At 54.3% G+C, this 17,693-nt stretch carries 23 protein-coding genes; 7 read left to right on the top strand and 16 right to left on the bottom strand.

Annotation, left to right across the window (positions count from 1 at the left end; genetic code table 11):
* The first annotated feature begins 41 nt into the window (after window positions 1–41).
* The 4 genes from H5P17_RS21870 to H5P17_RS21855 are packed head-to-tail and all read left to right on the top strand — an operon-like array spanning window position 42 to window position 1,606.
* On the top strand, window positions 42–353 hold the full coding sequence (locus H5P17_RS21870; RefSeq protein WP_182825180.1) for a helix-turn-helix transcriptional regulator: 312 nt from the start codon (window positions 42–44) through the stop codon (window positions 351–353).
* A complete protein-coding gene (locus H5P17_RS21865; protein WP_182825178.1) occupies window positions 350–784 on the top strand; it encodes a YeeE/YedE family protein in 435 nt (144 codons plus the stop codon). Before H5P17_RS21870 ends, H5P17_RS21865 begins: the two co-directional genes overlap by 4 nt.
* Before the next feature lie 4 nt (window positions 785–788).
* Window positions 789–1,208, top strand: a complete 420-nt coding sequence (locus H5P17_RS21860; protein WP_182825176.1) for a YeeE/YedE family protein — start codon at window positions 789–791, stop codon at window positions 1,206–1,208.
* The gene (locus H5P17_RS21855; protein ID WP_182825174.1) at window positions 1,208–1,606 is read left to right on the top strand and encodes a VOC family protein; all 399 of its coding nucleotides are present in this window, start codon (window positions 1,208–1,210) and stop codon (window positions 1,604–1,606) included. The genes H5P17_RS21860 and H5P17_RS21855 overlap by 1 nt, the downstream gene beginning before the upstream one ends.
* A gap of 49 nt (window positions 1,607–1,655) precedes the next feature.
* Here the strand turns inward: H5P17_RS21855 and H5P17_RS21850 are convergent, their stop codons facing one another.
* The 5 genes from H5P17_RS21850 to H5P17_RS21830 form a co-directional block, all read right to left on the bottom strand.
* On the bottom strand, window positions 1,656–3,209 hold the full coding sequence (locus H5P17_RS21850; protein WP_182825172.1) for a peptide MFS transporter: 1,554 nt from the start codon (window positions 3,207–3,209) through the stop codon (window positions 1,656–1,658).
* Between the two features lie 61 nt (window positions 3,210–3,270).
* Window positions 3,271–3,471 carry a hypothetical protein gene (locus H5P17_RS21845; protein ID WP_182825170.1) on the bottom strand — a complete coding sequence of 67 codons (201 nt, stop codon included), beginning with the start codon at window positions 3,469–3,471 and terminating at the stop codon, window positions 3,271–3,273.
* A 211-nt stretch (window positions 3,472–3,682) separates the two neighbouring features.
* A complete protein-coding gene (mdtG, locus tag H5P17_RS21840; RefSeq protein ID WP_044549765.1) occupies window positions 3,683–4,921 on the bottom strand; it encodes a multidrug efflux MFS transporter MdtG in 1,239 nt (412 codons plus the stop codon).
* A gap of 199 nt (window positions 4,922–5,120) precedes the next feature.
* Window positions 5,121–5,405, bottom strand: a complete 285-nt coding sequence (locus H5P17_RS21835) for a YciI family protein (RefSeq protein WP_182825168.1) — start codon at window positions 5,403–5,405, stop codon at window positions 5,121–5,123.
* Window positions 5,406–5,656: 251 nt separating this feature from the next.
* Complete coding sequence (locus tag H5P17_RS21830) at window positions 5,657–6,577, bottom strand: Kdo(2)-lipid IV(A) acyltransferase (RefSeq protein ID WP_044549768.1); 921 nt, start codon at window positions 6,575–6,577, stop codon at window positions 5,657–5,659.
* Between the two features lie 275 nt (window positions 6,578–6,852).
* Here H5P17_RS21830 and H5P17_RS26710 point away from each other — a divergent pair, with 275 nt between their 5' ends.
* On the top strand, window positions 6,853–7,014 hold the full coding sequence (locus tag H5P17_RS26710; RefSeq protein ID WP_071827010.1) for a histidine kinase: 162 nt from the start codon (window positions 6,853–6,855) through the stop codon (window positions 7,012–7,014).
* Window positions 7,015–7,032: 18 nt separating this feature from the next.
* On the opposite strand, the gene H5P17_RS21825 is transcribed toward H5P17_RS26710, so the two are convergent.
* Entirely contained in the window at window positions 7,033–8,130 is a 1,098-nt protein-coding gene (locus tag H5P17_RS21825; RefSeq protein ID WP_182825166.1) for an NADH:flavin oxidoreductase/NADH oxidase, read from the bottom strand.
* Between the two features lie 207 nt (window positions 8,131–8,337).
* Here H5P17_RS21825 and H5P17_RS21820 point away from each other — a divergent pair, with 207 nt between their 5' ends.
* A complete protein-coding gene (locus H5P17_RS21820) occupies window positions 8,338–9,408 on the top strand; it encodes a rhodanese-related sulfurtransferase (protein ID WP_044549770.1) in 1,071 nt (356 codons plus the stop codon).
* Window positions 9,409–9,447: 39 nt separating this feature from the next.
* Here H5P17_RS21820 and H5P17_RS21815 read toward each other — a convergent pair whose 3' ends face one another.
* Entirely contained in the window at window positions 9,448–10,026 is a 579-nt protein-coding gene (locus tag H5P17_RS21815) for a YceI family protein (RefSeq protein WP_020826320.1), read from the bottom strand.
* A gap of 23 nt (window positions 10,027–10,049) precedes the next feature.
* Window positions 10,050–10,604 (bottom strand): cytochrome b, encoded by a 555-nt coding sequence (locus H5P17_RS21810; protein WP_182825164.1) that lies wholly within the window; start codon window positions 10,602–10,604, stop codon window positions 10,050–10,052.
* Window positions 10,605–11,030: 426 nt separating this feature from the next.
* Between H5P17_RS21810 and H5P17_RS21805 the strand changes: the two genes are divergently transcribed.
* The gene (locus H5P17_RS21805) at window positions 11,031–12,083 is read left to right on the top strand and encodes an AI-2E family transporter (protein ID WP_182825162.1); all 1,053 of its coding nucleotides are present in this window, start codon (window positions 11,031–11,033) and stop codon (window positions 12,081–12,083) included.
* On the opposite strand, the gene H5P17_RS21800 is transcribed toward H5P17_RS21805, so the two are convergent.
* The 8 genes from H5P17_RS21800 to pyrC form a co-directional block, all read right to left on the bottom strand.
* Window positions 12,070–13,047, bottom strand: coding sequence for a zinc-dependent alcohol dehydrogenase family protein (locus H5P17_RS21800; RefSeq protein ID WP_182825160.1), 978 nt, complete (start codon window positions 13,045–13,047; stop codon window positions 12,070–12,072). The genes H5P17_RS21805 and H5P17_RS21800 overlap by 14 nt on opposite strands.
* 4 nt (window positions 13,048–13,051) lie before the next feature.
* Complete coding sequence (locus H5P17_RS21795) at window positions 13,052–13,168, bottom strand: DUF2770 family protein (RefSeq protein ID WP_012006315.1); 117 nt, start codon at window positions 13,166–13,168, stop codon at window positions 13,052–13,054.
* 133 nt (window positions 13,169–13,301) lie between these two features.
* Window positions 13,302–13,928, bottom strand: coding sequence for a LuxR C-terminal-related transcriptional regulator (locus H5P17_RS21790; RefSeq protein WP_044549783.1), 627 nt, complete (start codon window positions 13,926–13,928; stop codon window positions 13,302–13,304).
* A 225-nt stretch (window positions 13,929–14,153) separates the two neighbouring features.
* Window positions 14,154–15,269: an N-methyl-L-tryptophan oxidase gene (gene solA, locus H5P17_RS21785; RefSeq protein WP_182825158.1), complete on the bottom strand. Its 1,116-nt coding sequence runs from the start codon at window positions 15,267–15,269 to the stop codon at window positions 14,154–14,156.
* 143 nt (window positions 15,270–15,412) lie between these two features.
* Window positions 15,413–15,667: a biofilm formation regulator BssS gene (bssS, locus tag H5P17_RS21780; RefSeq protein ID WP_044549787.1), complete on the bottom strand. Its 255-nt coding sequence runs from the start codon at window positions 15,665–15,667 to the stop codon at window positions 15,413–15,415.
* 200 nt (window positions 15,668–15,867) lie between these two features.
* Window positions 15,868–16,146 (bottom strand): hypothetical protein, encoded by a 279-nt coding sequence (locus tag H5P17_RS21775; protein WP_044549789.1) that lies wholly within the window; start codon window positions 16,144–16,146, stop codon window positions 15,868–15,870.
* Window positions 16,147–16,280: 134 nt separating this feature from the next.
* Window positions 16,281–16,520 carry a DNA damage-inducible protein I gene (dinI, locus tag H5P17_RS21770; RefSeq protein ID WP_020826328.1) on the bottom strand — a complete coding sequence of 80 codons (240 nt, stop codon included), beginning with the start codon at window positions 16,518–16,520 and terminating at the stop codon, window positions 16,281–16,283.
* An 80-nt stretch (window positions 16,521–16,600) separates the two neighbouring features.
* Entirely contained in the window at window positions 16,601–17,647 is a 1,047-nt protein-coding gene (gene pyrC, locus H5P17_RS21765) for a dihydroorotase (RefSeq protein WP_182825156.1), read from the bottom strand.
* Window positions 17,648–17,693: the final 46 nt, after the last annotated feature.

Below are 17,693 nucleotides of genomic sequence, written 5' to 3'. Positions count from 1 at the left end.
AAATAAACAATATATAATTTAGTAAATTGTTTGGGGGGACGATGGATATCGACAGTATGCGGCAGGCGGCAACGCAGGCCGGGGCGTTGCTGCGGACGCTGGGCAATGAAGATCGTTTGCTGCTGCTGTGTCAACTCAGCCAGGGCGAGATGTCGGTGGGGGAGCTGTCACAGGCGCTGGAGATCCGCCAGCCGACGCTTTCGCAACAGCTTGGCGTACTGCGCCAGGAAGGACTGGTGTCAACGCGGCGCGACGGCAAACAAATCTACTATGCCGTTTGCGATCGGAAGGCGCTGGCGCTGCTTAATACTTTATATCAACTCTATTGCCCGGCACGGGAGGAGAGGCCATGACCCTCGACTGGCTGCATTTTACCCCGCTGTCTGCGCTGGTCGGCGGGGGGATTATCGGCAGCGCGGTGGCGCTGTTGTTGCTGTTTAATGGCCGCATCGCCGGCATCAGCGGCATTACCGGTGGCCTGCTGACGCCGCTGGGCAAAGAGAAAGGCTGGCGGCTCGCATTTCTTGTCGGGTTGCTGGTTTCGCCCGGGCTGTATCGTATCGTCAGGCCTTTACCGGACATGCCGGTTAGCGGCAGCAGTTTATGGCTGATCGCCGCCGGGGTATTGGTCGGGCTGGGGACTCGCCTGGGCGGCGGCTGTACCAGCGGCCACGGTGTTTGCGGTGTGGCGAGATTGTCTCCGCGTTCATTGATGGCCACGGCGGTATTTATGCTGTTGGGGTTTATTACGGTATGGGCCGTCCGCCAGTGGGGAGGAATTTAACGTCATGTACCGATCCGTGTTTGCCTTACTGAGTGGCGCCATCTTTGGCCTTGGTCTGATCGTCGCCGGAATGGCTAATCCCGCCAAGGTGCTGGCCTTTCTCGATGTCACCGGCCACTGGGATCCGTCATTGGCCCTGGTGATGGTGGGAGCGATTGCGGTGGCGGCACCGGCGTTCTTTTGGGTTCGCCGCCGACCGCGTACCTTGCTGGGTGAAACAGTACAACTTCCGTCTTCTCGCCGCATCGATCGCCGCTTATTGGCAGGCAGCGCGCTGTTTGGCATCGGGTGGGGAATGGCGGGCATCTGTCCCGGCCCAGCCTGGGTACTGGCCGGCGCGGGCTCGTTAGCCGGCTGGCAGTTCGTTGCGGCAATGCTGGCGGGAATGGCGTTGTATGAAGTTATTCTGTTTTGGAGAAAATAATGCCGATAGCTAACGCGGTGTTGCGCATTGCACGCCCGACCGACAGATTGCAGGAGATTGCGACCCTGTACTGCCAGGGCCTGGGCTTCGAACGGCTGGGTGAGTTCCGCGATCATCAGGGTTTTGACGGCATAATGGTCGGGCACCCGCAGCGGGGTTATCACCTTGAGTTTACCCATCATCGGGGAGTGGCGGTGGGGCAGGCACCGACGCAGGATCACTTGCTGGTGTTTTATTTACCGGATGAACAGGAGTGGGTTACAGGATGCCGGCGCATGCTGACCGCCGGTTTTCGGCGCGTTGCGGCATACAACCCTTATTGGGATGCCCATGGGCAGACGTTCGAAGATCCGGACGGTTACCGGGTGGTGCTGCAACAGCGGGCGTGGGGGGAATAAAAAAGCCAGCGCACCGGGCGCTGGCTGAAAGGGTAAAGCGTAAAGGCTATCAGGCGTTGGTCGCCGATTTCTGCGCGCTTTTACCTTGAGTATTTTCCATCATGCGACGGATAGGGACGATCAACAGGGTCAGCACCGCGGCACAAATCAGCAGCGCAATCGAGCAGCGTGCGAACAGGTTAGGCAGCATTTCCAGTTGGTCGGCCTTAACATGGCCGCCGATCAGGCCGGCAGCCAGGTTACCCAGCGCGCTGGCACAGAACCACAGGCCCATCATCTGACCGCGCATTCTTTCCGGGGCCAACAGGGTCATGGTCGCCAAGCCGATTGGGCTAAGGCAGAGTTCACCCAGCGTCAGCATCAGGATGCTGCCCACCAGCCACATCGGAGACACACCGGCACCGCCGTTGCTCAGAACGTTCTGCGCTGCCAGCATCATCAGGCCAAAGCCTGCCGCGGCGAACAGAATGCCGATAACGAACTTGGTGATGCTGCTCAGGCGTACCTTGTTACGTGCCAGGGCAGGCCATGCCCAGCTAAATACCGGTGCCAGCAGGATAATAAACAGGGCGTTGATTGACTGGAACCAAACCGCCGGGATCTCGAAATCGCCGATCATACGGTTGGTGTAGTCGTTGGCGAACAGGTTGAACGAGGTCGGTTTCTGTTCGAACGCGGACCAGAAGAAGGCGGCCGACACCAGCAGGATAAAGCAGACCAGCAGGCGGGCACGCTCTTTGCGGCTCAGGCCGGCAAACACGAACAGATAAATGAAGTACAGGGTCACCGAGGCGGCAATCACGTAAACCAGCATGCTGGCCACCGCTACCGGGTTAATCACGATGATGCCTTGGGCAATCAGGGTGATAATCACCGCCACGCCGACGGCTAACGCCAGCAGCCAGCGCCCGACACCGTTTTTCTTGGCGACCGGGTTATTCCAGGTGGAGTCCAGGCCGACTTCGCTGTCATAGCGTTTCATCGCCGGAACCGCAAAGACGCGGAAGATCACCAGCGCCACCAACATCCCGATCCCGCCGATGCCGAAACCCCAATGCCAGCCGTGGGAACGGATCAACCAACCGGAGATCAGCGGGGCGATGAACGAGCCCATGTTGATACCCATATAAAACAGTGAGAAGCCACCGTCGCGGCGGTTGTCGCCTTTCTTATACAGCGTACCGACCATCACCGAGATACAGGTTTTGAACAGGCCGGACCCGAGTACGATAAACATCAGGCCGATAAAGAACAGGTTGTTGCCCATGATGGCGGACAGTGCGATCGACAGGTGGCCGATCGCGATCAGAATCGAGCCGTACCACACCGCTTTTTGCTGGCCAAGCCAGTTATCCGCCAACCAGCCGCCCGGCAGGGCAGCCAGGTACATACTGCCGGCGAAAATGCCGACAATCGCCGAGGCGTTTTCACGTGCCAAACCCATACCGCCGTCGTACACCGTGGCGGCCATAAACAGGATCAGTAATGGGCGAATGCCGTAAAACGAGAACCGCTCCCACATTTCGGTAAAGAACAGGGATCCGAGCGGATAAGGATGGCCGAAGAAGGTCCGGCTTTCTTGTTTATTAACAGAGGATTGCATAACGTCTTCCCAATAAAATGCGCCGCAGTGATGCAGCTTATACTGTGGTATGTATGTGTATTTAAGGAAGGTGATCCACCCAATGTGGATTACCCGACAAAACCGTTGCCGCAGCGCCCGTTAACCGTGGAAAGCGCGTTAGCCTTTTTTCACTTGGCCAATGATTTACAACTGGCGTGATATTATTTAACCATTTGATAACTGGATGATGGTTTTGTCTAGTCCCTGTATCCCATTTTTTAGATGAAAAGTCGACAAACATCTCCTTTCCTGGTTTTTATGTTGGTTGGAGCGGGAATGTTATTGACAGGCGATTTATTGCGCTAAAAGTTATTTATTTGTTTAAAAACAAATAATTATACGAGTATTTTTCTTGTGGTGAGCGTGACGAGAGGACGTGAGGGTATCAACACGAAAAGTAGGGTAAACAGGCCGTCGACCCTTTATGAGGGCAGAACTGGTGATAAATGCGGCTATTGCTCTTCTTGCAGGGTGTCTTCCCGCATTCGCCTCGGGCGGCGTTGCAAACACCACCAGGAGTAAATTGCGTTGAACAGCACTACCATCGCGGTCACGCAGAAGACGGCCCGAAAGCCGTAACTGGCGGAAACCGCCGCGCCCATCAGCGGGCCGCTGACGTTGCCTATATCCCGGAATGACTGGTTATAGCTGAAGATCCGGCCTGCCACCTGATTGGTACAGTTATAGATCAGCAACGTTTGCACCGCCGGCAGCAGCGCGCCATCGGCGGCGCCAAGCAGGAAGCGCAACACGCCGAGCTGCCATGGGGATTGCACAAAGGCCATGGGGATCAGCAACAGCACCGACACGATCAGCATAAATACCAGAATGCGTTCCGGACCAATTCGGTCGCCCAGCTTGCCTAACCGCGGCGCGCTCATCAGCGCGGCGACGCCGGGGACTGAAGCGATAAGGCCGCTGACAAAGGCCAGGTTATGGATATTGCCGGCCAAATCGCGCACGTACAGCGTTAGAATCGGCGCGATAGAGCCTGTGGCAATCTGAATAATCATGGTGGTCACAAACAGGCTGAGGATCAGTTTGGGACTTTTCAGCGCCGCGAAAACCTGGCGAGCGTGCAGCATGTCTTTCTTCTGTACCGGGATGAATTGCTCTTTGACGTACAGCAGCGTTAATACAAAGCAGGCCAACAGCACGCCGGCAGTGATGTAGAACACCGGCCGCAAGCCGTACTGGTCGGCCAGTAAACCGCCGATCAACGGGCCAATCAATGCCCCGCTGACGCCGCCGGTGGACAGGGTGCCCAGCGCCCAGCCGCTGCGGTTGCGCGGTACCTGGGTGGCAATCAGGGCATTCGCGTTGGGAATAAAACCGCCGAGCAGGCCTAACACTGCACGCAACGCCAAAAATTGCCAGATATTCTGCGCCATGCCCATTAAAAGCATCACAATCGACATGCCCAGCGCCGATCGCAACAGCATCAGCTTGCGCCCGCGGCGATCGGCCAGACCGCCCCAGAATGGCGAAGCTATAGCCGAAAACAGGAAGGTGATACTGAATACCAGCCCTGACCACATGTTCAGCGCTTCGTGGCCGGTAACGCCAAGGGTTTCCACATAGAGCGGCAGGAAGGGCATGATCAGGCTGAATGCGGCCCCGGTGAGAAAGCACCCCAGCCAGGTGACGAAAAGATTACGTTTCCAGTTGATGGGTTCTGGTGCCGAAGCCATAAATTCCTGCTGCAAAAGGAGGAGCGCTTTGCGCGTGTGCACAGGCAAGGGGGCAAAGCAAAAAAGTTAGCCTGATAAGTATGCGCTTAATTATAGGTGGCATCAATCGATGTGGCAGGGGATATTCTGAAAATGAAATAAAGTTTTAAAAATAGAATATAGACAGTATTCCGCGCTGTGCGCGCGGAAAAAAGCCTGTTTAAAGCCCGGCGAGCAGCTCAAAACCGCTGGTGGTGGTCGAGAGGGTCACGTCGGTGATCTCATAGTGAGCCACTGCATTGAAGGGATCTTGCGCCACGATGGTCTCCAACTGTGAACGATCAATGCCTTTCACCAGGATCACTCCGCCGGTGCGCGGGTTTTTACGACCGGAGGCGATGAAGGTGCCGTCCTGGAAGTATTTTTTCAACCAGGCGATGTGCCCCTCAAGGTGGCTGTCGACTTCTTCTATCGGGCGGTGGTAGGTCAGGCTAACGATGTACATAACGGCTCCAAGATTAACGGTGAGGGCTTTACCATCCCACCGTTGCAGCCGTTTCTCAAGATCTGCGGCATAAAAAACTAACCCGCCAAACGGCGGGTAAGAGAGCAGACAAAGTCCTGTGTGTTTGACCGTTATGTTTTGTGTGCTGGTAAAAACAAAGAATTAGGTCTTCAGCTTTACCCCAAACATCCGAAAACCACGCTTTTCGGGTGTTTGTCATAAAACTAACCCGCCAAACGGCGGGTCAGAAGTCAGTAGAGCGAAGGCTCGCCTTCCGGGCGAGTCTTGAAGCGGCGGTGCAGCCACATGTATTGATCCGGTGCCATCAGGATCTCTTTCTCCACCACTTTGTTCATAAATGCGGCGGCTTCGAGCTCATTATCCAGCGGGAAGTTTTCCACCGCCGGCTGCATAATCAGCTCATACCCTTTAGCGTCCGGCAAGCGGCGTGGGGTAAAGGGAATAATGGCCGGTTTGCCCATTCGCACCAGCACGTAGCTGCCGGTGGTGGTGGCGGCTTTCTCTACGGCGAACAACGGGGCGAACACGCTGCTGCGCGGGCCGTAGTCGTGATCGGGGGCGTACCAGATGATGTCACCTTGTTTCAGCGCCCGGATCATGCCTTTCACGTCTTTTCGGTCCAGCATGGATTTGTTGGAGCGCATGCGGCCCCAGGTTTGCAGCCAGTCCATCAGCTTGTTGTCGTGCGGCCGATAAACGCCGATGCCCGGATTGTGAATGCCAAAGATGCGGGCACCCAGTTCGAGCGTCAGGAAATGCAGACCGATCAACAAAACGCCCTGATGGTTGTCTCGCGCTTTTTGAATGTGCTCCAGCCCGCTGACCTTGAACCACCGTTCGATACGCCAGTTCGGCCAAAACCACGCCATACCGGTTTCAAACAGCCCCATGCCGACAGATTCAAAATTCTGCACCACCAGCGCATCGCGTTCGGCCTGCGGCATATCCGGGAAACACAACACCAGGTTACGTTGGGCAATCGCCACGCGACGCTTGAGAAAGCGCATGGAAAAACGGCCAAGTCGCGTGCCAAGACGATAGATAATCGGGTAAGGCAGCAAGACCAATAAATAGAGCAAACCGATGCCGAACCAGGTAAGCCAGTAACGCGGATGCAGTAAAGAGCGATTAAAAGAGGGAACTTGAGTCATGTGTTCTCAGCTTAGAAGCAGTCATTTAATGATAATAACAGAGTGATAGTATGGCTTACATCCAGAAGAGGTTTGGCCGTCTATCCATTTTCTGCCGTTTATAACCGAGTATTGTGGCACTTTTATCGCGCAACGTGAAAAAACACCGCATTAAAACATAATTTTTAGTGATGGATAGGGGATATTTGGCGATTAATTGGGCTAAAACGCCCTAAAGGCTAAGGTCAGTAAACCTGGAGCGCGTATAATATCGCGCAACTATTTTAGGGGGATGCATGTTGGCTTCATGGTTAAGTGCGGGGTTATTGGTCACTGGGGCACTGTTGGGCAGCTTAGGCGCTCATCTGCAGTTTAATCCGTTGTTGTTGGTAGCGGGCATCGCCCTGTTGGCAGGGATGGTAATTTCCGGTTTTACCGAGTGCCGGGGCAGATGCTGAGCATCCACCCCAGAATCATCAGTCGTTTTTAAACAAGCCCTTCAATACGTGCGGCTCAGAACGCCAGTATTGCGGTGGCGCGCTGACCTTCTCGCCCAGTTTGGCGGCGGCGTGCCATGGCCAACGTGGGTTGTAAAGGATACCGCGCGCCAGTGCCACCATATCCGCCTGCCCGGTGGCGACAATCGCTTCCGCCTGTTCCGGCTCGGTGATTAACCCCACGGCAATGGTTGGCAGCCCGCTTTCCCGCTTGATGGTCTCGGCGAACGGTACCTGGTAATTTGGCCCCACAGGAATTTTCTGCAATGGCGAAAGGCCACCGCTGGAAACATGGATGTAGTCGCAACCCAGCTCCTTCAGCGCTTTTGCCAAAGCTACCGACTGCTGTTCATCCCAGCCCCCTTCGACCCAGTCACTGGCGGAAATACGTACGCCAAGCGCTTTATGAGCCGGAAACACGGCGCGCACCTCATTATAAATTTCCAGCAGCAGGCTCATGCGGTTTTGCAACGAGCCGCCGTACCGATCGTTGCGATGGTTGGACAGCGGTGACAGGAACTGGTGCAACAGGTAGCCGTGCGCACCGTGCAGCTCAATCAGTTCAAAACCCAGTCGGTCGGCGCGTTTTGCAGCAGTAACAAACTGCGCTTTCAATTGCTCTATTTGTTCCAGGCTCATCGCCGCAGGATTGGCGTCAGCCGGTGCGAAGGGGATGTCGGAGGCCGACAGCGTCTGCCAGCCGCCGTCGGCCTTGTTCAACTGGCCCCCACCGGCCCAGGGAACGGCACAGGATGCTTTGCGCCCGGCGTGGCCGAGCTGAATGCCCAGCGGCAGGGTAGCGTGTTTTTTTACCGCCTGTACCACTTCGGCCAGCGCCTGTTCCGTTGCGTCGTCCCACAGCCCAAGATCGCTGGGGGTGATGCGCCCTTCAGGGGCGACCGACGTGGCCTCGACAATCAACAGGCCTGCGCCGGACAATGCCAAATGGCCGAGATGCACAGTATGCCATTCGGTGGCCTTGCCGTTATCGGCGGAGTATTGGCACATCGGTGCGATAACTATACGGTTGGGCAAACTCAGTTTCCCCAGCGTAATCGGGGTAAATAGCTGACTCATGACGTCCTCCTGGTCCGTGGTAAATTGGCGATAAGCCCCCCTAAGGCTTATCGGGATTTGTGAACAGCGTCAAGTTTCCTGCGCCGGGTATCCCCAGCGCGTTAATGCTGTTTTGAGCCCCATTTTCGGGTATTATGTGCGCCGCGCGTGGGCCTGCGGCCGGCGCGCATCCAAATCAGTCACCTCCGAAAGACAGGAAAGTACACCATGCCAGTGTTACATAACCGAATTTCTAACGAGGAACTGAAGGCGCGCATGCTGGCGGAAACCGAGCCGCGCACCACAGTTTCTTTTTATAAATACTTCACCCTCGACGATCCCAAAGCGTTTCGCGACAGCCTCTACGTCCAGTTCGACCAACTGAAGGTGTTTGGCCGCATTTATGTGGCGAAAGAGGGCATCAATGCGCAAATCAGCGTACCGCAGAACAAGTTCGAGGCGTTTAAAGCCGCGTTGTTTGCCTCGCATCCGGCGCTGGATCAGGTGCGTTTGAATATCGCACTGGAAGACGACGGCAAATCCTTCTGGGTGCTGCGCCTGAAAGTGCGCGATCGCATCGTCGCCGATGGCATCGATGATGAAAGCTTCAATCCAGCGAATGTCGGTGAGTATTTACAGGCCGATCGCGTAAACCAGATGATTGACGATCCGGATACGCTGTTTGTCGATATGCGTAACCACTACGAATATGAAGTCGGCCACTTCGAAAACGCCATTGAAGTGCCTTCAGATACTTTCCGCGACCAGTTGCCGATGGCGGTCGAGATGCTGCAAGACAATAAAGACAAAAATATTGTTATGTATTGCACCGGGGGTATCCGCTGTGAAAAAGCCAGCGCTTACATGCTGCATAACGGCTTCAAAAACGTTTATCACGTGGAAGGCGGCATTATCGAGTACGCGCGCAAAGCGAAAGAGCAGGGGCTACCGCTGAAGTTTGTCGGTAAAAACTTTGTGTTCGACGAGCGTATGGGCGAGCGGATTTCTGACGATGTTATCGCGAACTGCCACCAGTGTGGCGCGCCCTGCGATACCCATACCAACTGTAAGAATGACGGCTGTCACCTGCTGTTTATTCAGTGCCCGAGCTGCGCCGCCAAATTTGAAGGTTGCTGCAGCGAGATCTGCCGCGAAGAGCTGAAGCTGCCGCGTGAAGAGCAGCGTGCACGCCGCGCCGGCCGTGAGAATGGCATCAAGATTTTCAATAAGTCGAAAGGGTTATTGCAGACCACGATGCATATTCCGGCACCGGAAGAGGATAAAGGCCCAGCCAACTGAGCCTGAAAAGAAGCGCGGCAGCTTTGCCGCGCTTTTGCATTACTTTGCGCGAACGCCTTCCACGGAAATAATCAGCTCTACGTCCTGAGACGCCGGGCCGAGATCGGTGGTGATGCCGAAGTCTTTCAGCTTGATTTTACCGTTAGCTTCGAAGCCGGCACGGTAACCGCCCCAAGGGTCATTGCCTTGACCGATCAGTTTGGCGTCCAGCGTTACCGGCTTGGTCACGCCGTTCAGCGTCAGGTTACCGACAACCGCATAGCCTTCACCGTTCTTTTTCACTTCGGTAGATTCAAACTTGGCCTGCTTGTTCTTCTCCACGTTCAGGAATTCTGCGCTGCGCAGGTGTTTGTCGCGCTCAGCATGGTTGGTGTCGACGCTGGCGGTATTGATGGTGACGCTAACCTTATCCTTGGACGGATCTTTTTCGTCGAAGGTGAAGCCGCCGTCAAAGTCTTTGAAGGTGCCGTACAGCCAGCTGTAGCCCAGGTGCTGGATGCGGAATTCGATAAAGGCGTGCTGGCCCTGTTTGTCAATTTTGTAGTCGGCAGCCAGCGCGGAACCGGCGCTCAGCAGCAGTGCACCTGCGGTCAAGCCCAGTACGGTTTTCTTCAACATAGCAATCTCCATAAATCCAAAGGTTAATCGGCGCTGCTACCCAGCATCCGTTTCAAAGTAACATCACGATCAACGAAGTGATGTTTAAGCGCAGCCAGAGCGTGCAGTACTGACAGCACCACGACGACCCAGGCTAGGTAAAGGTGGATGGTACCGGCGGTGTCGGCCTGCTCCGCCATGCCTGTGACGGTTGCGGGGATATCGAACCAGCCGAATACGCTGATTGGCTGACCGTCGGCGGTGGAAATCAGGTAGCCGCTGATCAGGATACTGAACAGCACCACATACAGCGCCAGATGGGCCAGAATGGCACTCACACGGGTAAAGCGACCGTAGCTGGCCAGCGGTTTGGGCGGCGGCGAAACAAAACGCCAGATCACCCGGACCACCATGACGATGAACAGCAGCGTACCGATGCTTTTATGAATTTCCGGCGCCTGGTGATACCAGACATCGTAATAACCCAATGTGACCATCCACAGGCCCAGGGCGAACATGCCGTACACCGTCAGCGCAACCAACCAGTGGATCAACACTGAGATATGACCAAAGCGATTGGCGGTATTTTTCCAAAGCATGGTGTTTCCTTACTTTCCACATTTTCTGGCTGCAATAATTAAACTTTAAGAAACATAAAATCAATAATAAATTTAACTATGTTACTTCTTTAAAATATTAATCAGTGAATTTGGCCGAGATAGCGTCAGGTTAATCAGTGAAATCGTTGAAGTGAATACTTTTTCTTGCATATGCATTTTTTGTTATTAATTGAAAAGTAATGATTTTATTTATTATTGTCAGCTTTTGTCATTTTACGTAAATAGCGTGAGTTACCGTGATGAATAAAACGCTAGTCAAGGTTTCCGATTATTTCCAGTCAATGTTCGGCAAAAGGGGATTTTATCCGTGCCACAATACCCCTGCGGCATGACATCAGAGTTTGCTAACATAAGTCATCATCGGATGACCCTCTGGGTCAGCGCAATTAACACAAAGGAAATGTCATGGGTCGAACCCTGTTGACCGATCGAAGCCTGCGTTTGGCCGTTATGCTGGCGATGTTGGTGATTATCCTCGCCGGCGTCAAAGCGGCTGCGGAAGTCGTGGTGCCATTCTTGCTGGCGGTGTTTCTCTCTATGGTATTGAACCCGTTGGTGGCGCAGTTGGAACGCTGGCGGATACCGCGCGTGCTCGGTGTGACTTTACTGGTGGTGCTGGTCGTGGTGGCGTTGATGTTGTTTATCGGCATATTGGGCGCATCGCTGAACGAATTTGCCCGTTCGCTCCCCCAGTACCGCGGTATGATGATGGAAAAACTGGGCGAGTTGCAGCATTACGCCGATCGTCTCAACATCACCATCTCCCCCGAAGCGATGCTGCAGTATGTTGACCCCAGCTCGGCGATGAATTTGATCACCCGCCTGTTAAGCCGTTTCTCGGGCGCCATGACCAATATTTTCCTGCTGCTGATGACCGTGGTATTTATGCTGTTTGAAGTGCAGCTGTTGCCTTACAAACTGCAGCAGGCACTGGATAAACCCAGCGAAGGCATCGCCAATATTCGGCGTGCGTTGGACGGCGTCACTCGTTATCTGGTGATCAAAACGGCGATCAGCCTGGCAACCGGCGTTATCGTCTGGGGATTCTTGGCTGCGGTCGACGTGCGCTTTGCCTTTATTTGGGGGTTACTGGCGTTTTTGCTGAATTATATTCCCAACATCGGCTCGGTGATCGCCGCGGTTCCTCCCCTGATCCAGGCGCTGTTGTTTAACGGCTTCGGTGATGCGCTGGTGGTAGCCGCAGGCTTTATCGCCATCAATCTGGTGATTGGCAACATGCTGGAGCCGCGTGTCATGGGGCGCGGACTTGGGTTATCGACGCTGGTGGTCTTCCTGTCGTTGATCTTCTGGGGCTGGCTGATGGGGCCGGTGGGGATGCTACTGTCGGTGCCGCTGACCATTATTACCCGCATTGCCCTGGAGACCACCGAAGGGGGGCATAAATTGGCGGTTATTCTCGGCGATGGTCAGCCAGGCAAACCGGTTACTCCGGAGTAAAGAAGACTTTCCCCTGAGTTTTGCTGTCGGCGGCGTGTTGCAGCGCCTGTTTATATTGCCGCAACGGATAAATAGCCGCCGGACTTTGCAACACCAACTGGCCGCGTCTTACCAGATGGAACAGCTGTTGGAATGCGGCCTGCCACTGCACCGGCGTTGCCTGAGCGTTCCATTTTCGCAGGTGAAACAAAGAGGTTCGAAGCCTGAGTTGGCGAGCAATATACTGCCAGTCCACCTGCCGGTTGCCGAGCAAGCCCAAGGCGACAAAATCACCGGCCACGCTGACCGAAAGTGCCAGATGCAAGCCGTCTTCACCGCCGACGCAGTCGATAGCGGCACGCGCCGCATGGCCCGTGAGCTGTTGCAGCCGGTATTGTTGCAGTAATTGTCCCTCCACAACCCGCCAGGCACCGGCATTCAACAGCGCCTGGCGATGGGCGGCATTACGTACTACAACCACCAATCTGATACCGCGTAAAACCGCCAACTGACAAAACAGCAGGCTGATCGCCGAACCGCCGCCGTTAATCATCAGGATGTCCCCCTCGTTTAGCGGCAGCCATTGTGTCAGCAAGACCCAACAGGTCAGCGGATTAATGTAGATTTGCGCCGCACTGGCGTCGTCGATGTCGTCCGGTACCCAAATGGTTTTGGCGCTATCGATCGTGACAAAGCTTTGCCAACTGCCATCGCCCATGACTGTCAGCACGCGCCTGTCGGTAGGTTGACCGCGAGGATCAACCGCGCGCCCAACCCCTTCGTAGCCAGGAACCTGAGGCAGGAGAGTACGGTGCGCATACTGGCCATAGATTGGGATCAAATCCGATGGATTTATCGGTGCGTAGCGCATCTGCACTAGCAGTTGATCGGGCTGCAACGCTGGAATGACGGCGTCTTCCAGGGCAATCACCTGTTCCGGCGAACCGAATCGGCTAAAGCGCAAACGGGGAAAAGTCTGCGGCATGGGGTTAAGGCATAAAGAAGAAATAGACGTCCAGCGCCAACAGCACCAGCCACAGGCAGATATACAGCACCAGATGTTCGCGGACGTTGTTGACAATCGCCGACAGTATTTTGTTTAGCATTCTCAGCAGCCAAAAGATAAGGACTGGCAGATTATAGTATTTTTGCAGCCAGCGTTAATACTGCCGAGAAGGCAAAGTCGGGTCTCGGGGGGGATCTTGGTGTGAAAACGGCCTGCTTTGCAGCAGGCTTCGGTTATACCGCCATCAACGAAGGTGACATAGCGCTGGCCGGAACGCTTGGCGGATAAAAATAGCGCAGCACGTTATACAGCGAATAAAATTCGAGCCGATTACGGGCGTTGATTTTCTCTGTGATGTGGCGCTTGTGCACATAAACGGTGTGCGAGCTGATTTGCAGCTTTTTTGCGATACGGTAATTGGGCATTTCCGCCATCCAGTGTTTCATCACCGTCAGCTCCTGCGGGCTGAACAGAGAGTGCTCCACGCTGCAATCCATCAGTGAGACCGGCTTTTCACGCATCATGCGCAGTGTGACGGGTAATGTGGCTTTGTTGAACAGGAAAGCGTGGTCAGCGATGCGCATCGGCGTTTCGCTGTAAGGGTACGGCGTGTCCAGATAAATAAACAGCAGTGCGGATGGGGTGGCCTCGATAAAAGCCTGCAGTTGAGCATCATCCTCACTGTAACGACAGTGTTTGGTCAGGTTGACCAGGATATGGCTTGGGCGGTAGTGATCCAGCAGCGGAGTGGCTTGTTCCAGGCTGTGGCAACATTTTACCTGGCTGAAAACATTGTCCGTAAAATAGTTATCGATACCGACCCGGGTGAAGCAGCATTCGTCCACGACAAGCAGTTTCATGGTGACGTCCTTGTTGAGCGAGAAATTACCAGGGGCATATCAGCTGTAAAATAGAACTTACACCACGGGGGATCAATTCGGAAATCCGGATACTTGCGCCAGAAATTTCCGTTGAAATATTATTCCCAATATATTTCAAATTGATACGCTGAATTCAGCGTGTAACTGCGGGACATAACCGCCTCCAGGCGTGTTGGCGGAGGCGATTATGTCCATGGAGGAGGGTTATTTGAAGCGTTTGAGCGTAAAGGCAGAGATATCTACCGGTAAGGTTTTATCCTCGGCAAACAGGGCGGCAATCTCGCCCAGCACGCTGGCAAACTTGAAACCATGCCCGCTCAGGCCGCTGATGACCATCAAGCGATCGCAGCCCGGCAGGGTATCAATAATGAAGTCTTCATCCGGACTCATATCATAGCTGCATGCTTCACCGTGTAAACATACCCCTACACCCGGCAAAAATTGGCGTAAAAAGTGAAACACCTCGGTTCCGTCACTGGTGAAACTGCCAAAAGGCTTGCGTTGATCCGGTGTTTCCATCGGTTGCCCGCCATCGTGCTTGCCGATTTTCAGCCCGTCGTTATCGGCAGGGAAGCCGTAATAATGGCTGCCGTCCTGGGCTTCGGCGGTGAACGCCGGGAAACGGTTGTTGATGCTGTAGCGGCCATCGGCCTGATGCCAGGAAAATACTTTGCGCAGCGGCGAAATCGGCAATTGCGGCAGCAAAGCTTTGACCCAGGTACCGGTGGTGACCACGGCCTTGCGGCCTTGAAAACGACCTTCGGAGGTGACCACTTCGACCCCCCCCTCGACAGGTTGCACCCCCGTTACCGGGCAATTGAACAGTTGGCTGCAACCGGCTTCTTTGGCAAGTTTGATCAGGCTGGCGACCGCCTTTTCAGAGCGCAGGAACCCGGCGTCAGGTTCAAACACGCCAACGTAACCTTCCGGCGCATTGAATTCCGGCCAGCGTTGGTTAATCTGTTCTGCGCTCAGATTTTGTGTATTAAGACGGAATTTCTTGGCGCTGTTTTGCGCATTGCGGATGAATTCAGACTGCTCCGGTCCCATATTCAGCACGCCGCAGTCCTGAAACAGTTCTTCGCCGGTTTGTTTTATCAACGCATTCCATAAGGCCTGGGCGCGGAGAATGAGCGGGACATATTTTTCGCCTTCGCCATAGGCATGGCGGATGATGCGGGTATCACCGTGGTGGCTGCCGTTACGGTGTGGGGGCATGGCGCTGTCTATCATTAACACTTTCAAGCCGGACCGGGTCGCATAGTAGCCTGCCGCCGCACCTACCGAACCGCTGCCCACAACAATTAAGTCATATTCCACGTGCCGTAACCTCTCTGTTATACGTTTCTTATTTCGTTATGATAAAAGGTTGAGCGCCGCAATGCACCCGTTGCGCTGCCCGTCGGCAAAGAAAAAGGCGCCAGAGAAAATCGCTGGCGCCTTAGATTTTGTGGTGCGGTGAATTAGTGTTTTCTACGATCAAGGTCCTGGTAATCCGTTGCTTCAATCTTGGCGATGCCGGCTTCTAAGATATTGATTAATTGACGTGCGACATCTGTGGTTAGCCAAAGCGTTCTGTCTACTTGGGCGTCTTCGGGCGTCTGGTCTAGTGAAGACAGGTAATGAAGGCGTATCATCATGGCGTCATAAGCGTCGACAGTACTGATATCCCAACCAACAAGCGGGTGCGTCTGAATTACTTCATCATTTCTGTCCATAAAGACCCCTTATTGAGTAGTAACTACCGTGAGTGACTAACGAGGATCAATGCGGCCCATCATCATGTGAGCCATTACAGTATACGCATCTGGTATCACTGGTGGAGCTTTTCCCTGCTTATTTTTTAAAATAAATATTTATATTGGACGATCATTCTGCAGCGTGACTTGCGAATGCGTTCCGGACGGGTATCTCGTCGTCATTCAACTTCAGAAGGGGGGGGGGCGGCGTGCAGCCGTTTTTCCAGTTCGGTGGCCAAATGGGCAAAGTGCTTTTGCGTTTCGGCGTCACGATTTTGATTTTGCGATTCCAGCTTCAGGCTGTGAATCAATAGCTGATTGGCTTTGTCATCCAAACCAAAGGCCAGGTAGGAAAATGCCACTTCAAGCACGCTCAGGCGCCGTTTTTGATCGGCAATCAGCGCCAGTAGTTCGCCAAAGGTCATCGCTTCTTCGGTTTTAACCTTGTCCGGGGCCATGTCAAAGATCTCCTGTTAAAGCATTCAGTACAGACCAGATAAGGCTTTTCTTCCAGCAGAAATTTAAGCGCGGTGCCGGGCCTCAGATACAAAAAAGCCGGAGAGCGACCCCCGGCAAAAACTACCTTGCAGTATTATTCTGCGCTAAACCAATCGTCGGCGCTCTCCCAGGTTTCCTGGAGGATCTCCTCGATCAGGTCTTTATCTGTTTTCAGGCCGCCCAGGACTGAGAGCCCGTTAGAACCGGCATAACGCACCTGAACCACGGCATCTGGAAATTGGCGGTTTACCCGTTTGCCCAACTCGCCGGTCAGCGCTTCAATGGCGCCTGCCGGTAGCGGTTTGGTTTTATCTATAGTGACTTCAACACGCATAATTGCCCCCGAAGCGATTTACTGGATATTTATACAGTTAACCGTGTGCGGGAGCAATAGGCTGCGTTAAAAAAAGAAGATTATGCTTTCACTGACCACTTCAACGTCTCTCCGGCCAGGAAAGGCACCACAGTTTCGCTGCCCATGGCGATCTCTTCCGCCTGAGTGGTTGGTACGCGCTGCAGTTCGATAAAATCGGCATTGACCGGCAAACCATAAAAGCCGGGCCCGTTGAGGGAACAGAAAGCTTCCAGGTGCTCTAGTGCGCCCAGTTCCTCGAACACGCTGGCATAGGCCGGAATAGCGTTAGGCGCATTGAATACGCCAGCGCAGCCGCAGCTCGATTCCTTACGGTGTTTGGCATGAGGGGCGGAGTCGGTACCGAGGAAGAAACGATCCGAACCGCTGGCAACGGCTTTGCGCAGCGCATCCTGGTGAATATTACGCTTGAGGATCGGCAGGCAGAACAGGTGCGGACGAATGCCACCCACCAGCATGTGGTTACGGTTAAACATCAGATGCTGTGGGGTGATTGTCGCGCCAAGGAATCGATTGCCTTCTTGCACGTACTGCGCCGCTTCTTTGGTGGTGATGTGCTCGAAGACAATTTTCAACTCCGGGAACTGGCGACGAATGGGCTCCATAACCTGATCAATAAAGCGAGCCTCGCGATCGAAAATATCGACGGCGGCATCGGTCACTTCACCGTGAATCAGCAGCGGCATGCCGATTTTTTGCATTTGCTCAAACAGCGGATAGATGGCCTTCACATCGCTAACGCCATGGCTGGAATTAGTCGTGGCATTGGCAGGATAGAGCTTGGCCGCAGTGAAAACGCCTTGCTCAAACCCATTAACCAGTTCTGCAGCGGCCAGTGAATTGGTCAGGTAGCAGGTCATCAGCGGGGTAAAGCTGTGCCCCTGAGGGACAGCTGCCAGAATGCGATCGCGATACGCTCGGGCGGCTTCTACGGTAGTAATTGGCGGAGCCAGATTCGGCATCACAATCGCCCGGCCGAACACCTGACTGGTATAGGGCAAAACCGTTTTCAGCATATCGTCGTCACGCAGATGAATATGCCAGTCGTCAGGGCGGCGGATTTTCAGGGCTTGAGGCTGTGCGGTCATGGTACAAGGCTCCGGCGGTTAGATACGGGTCTGAGTAAAAGCGAAT

It is taken from the genome of Serratia sp. OS31 (genome assembly GCF_014164835.1).
GTDB lineage: Bacteria > Pseudomonadota > Gammaproteobacteria > Enterobacterales > Enterobacteriaceae > Serratia > Serratia liquefaciens_A.
Note: the sequence above shows the minus strand (reverse complement) of the source record. Positions and strands in the feature narration are given on the sequence as shown.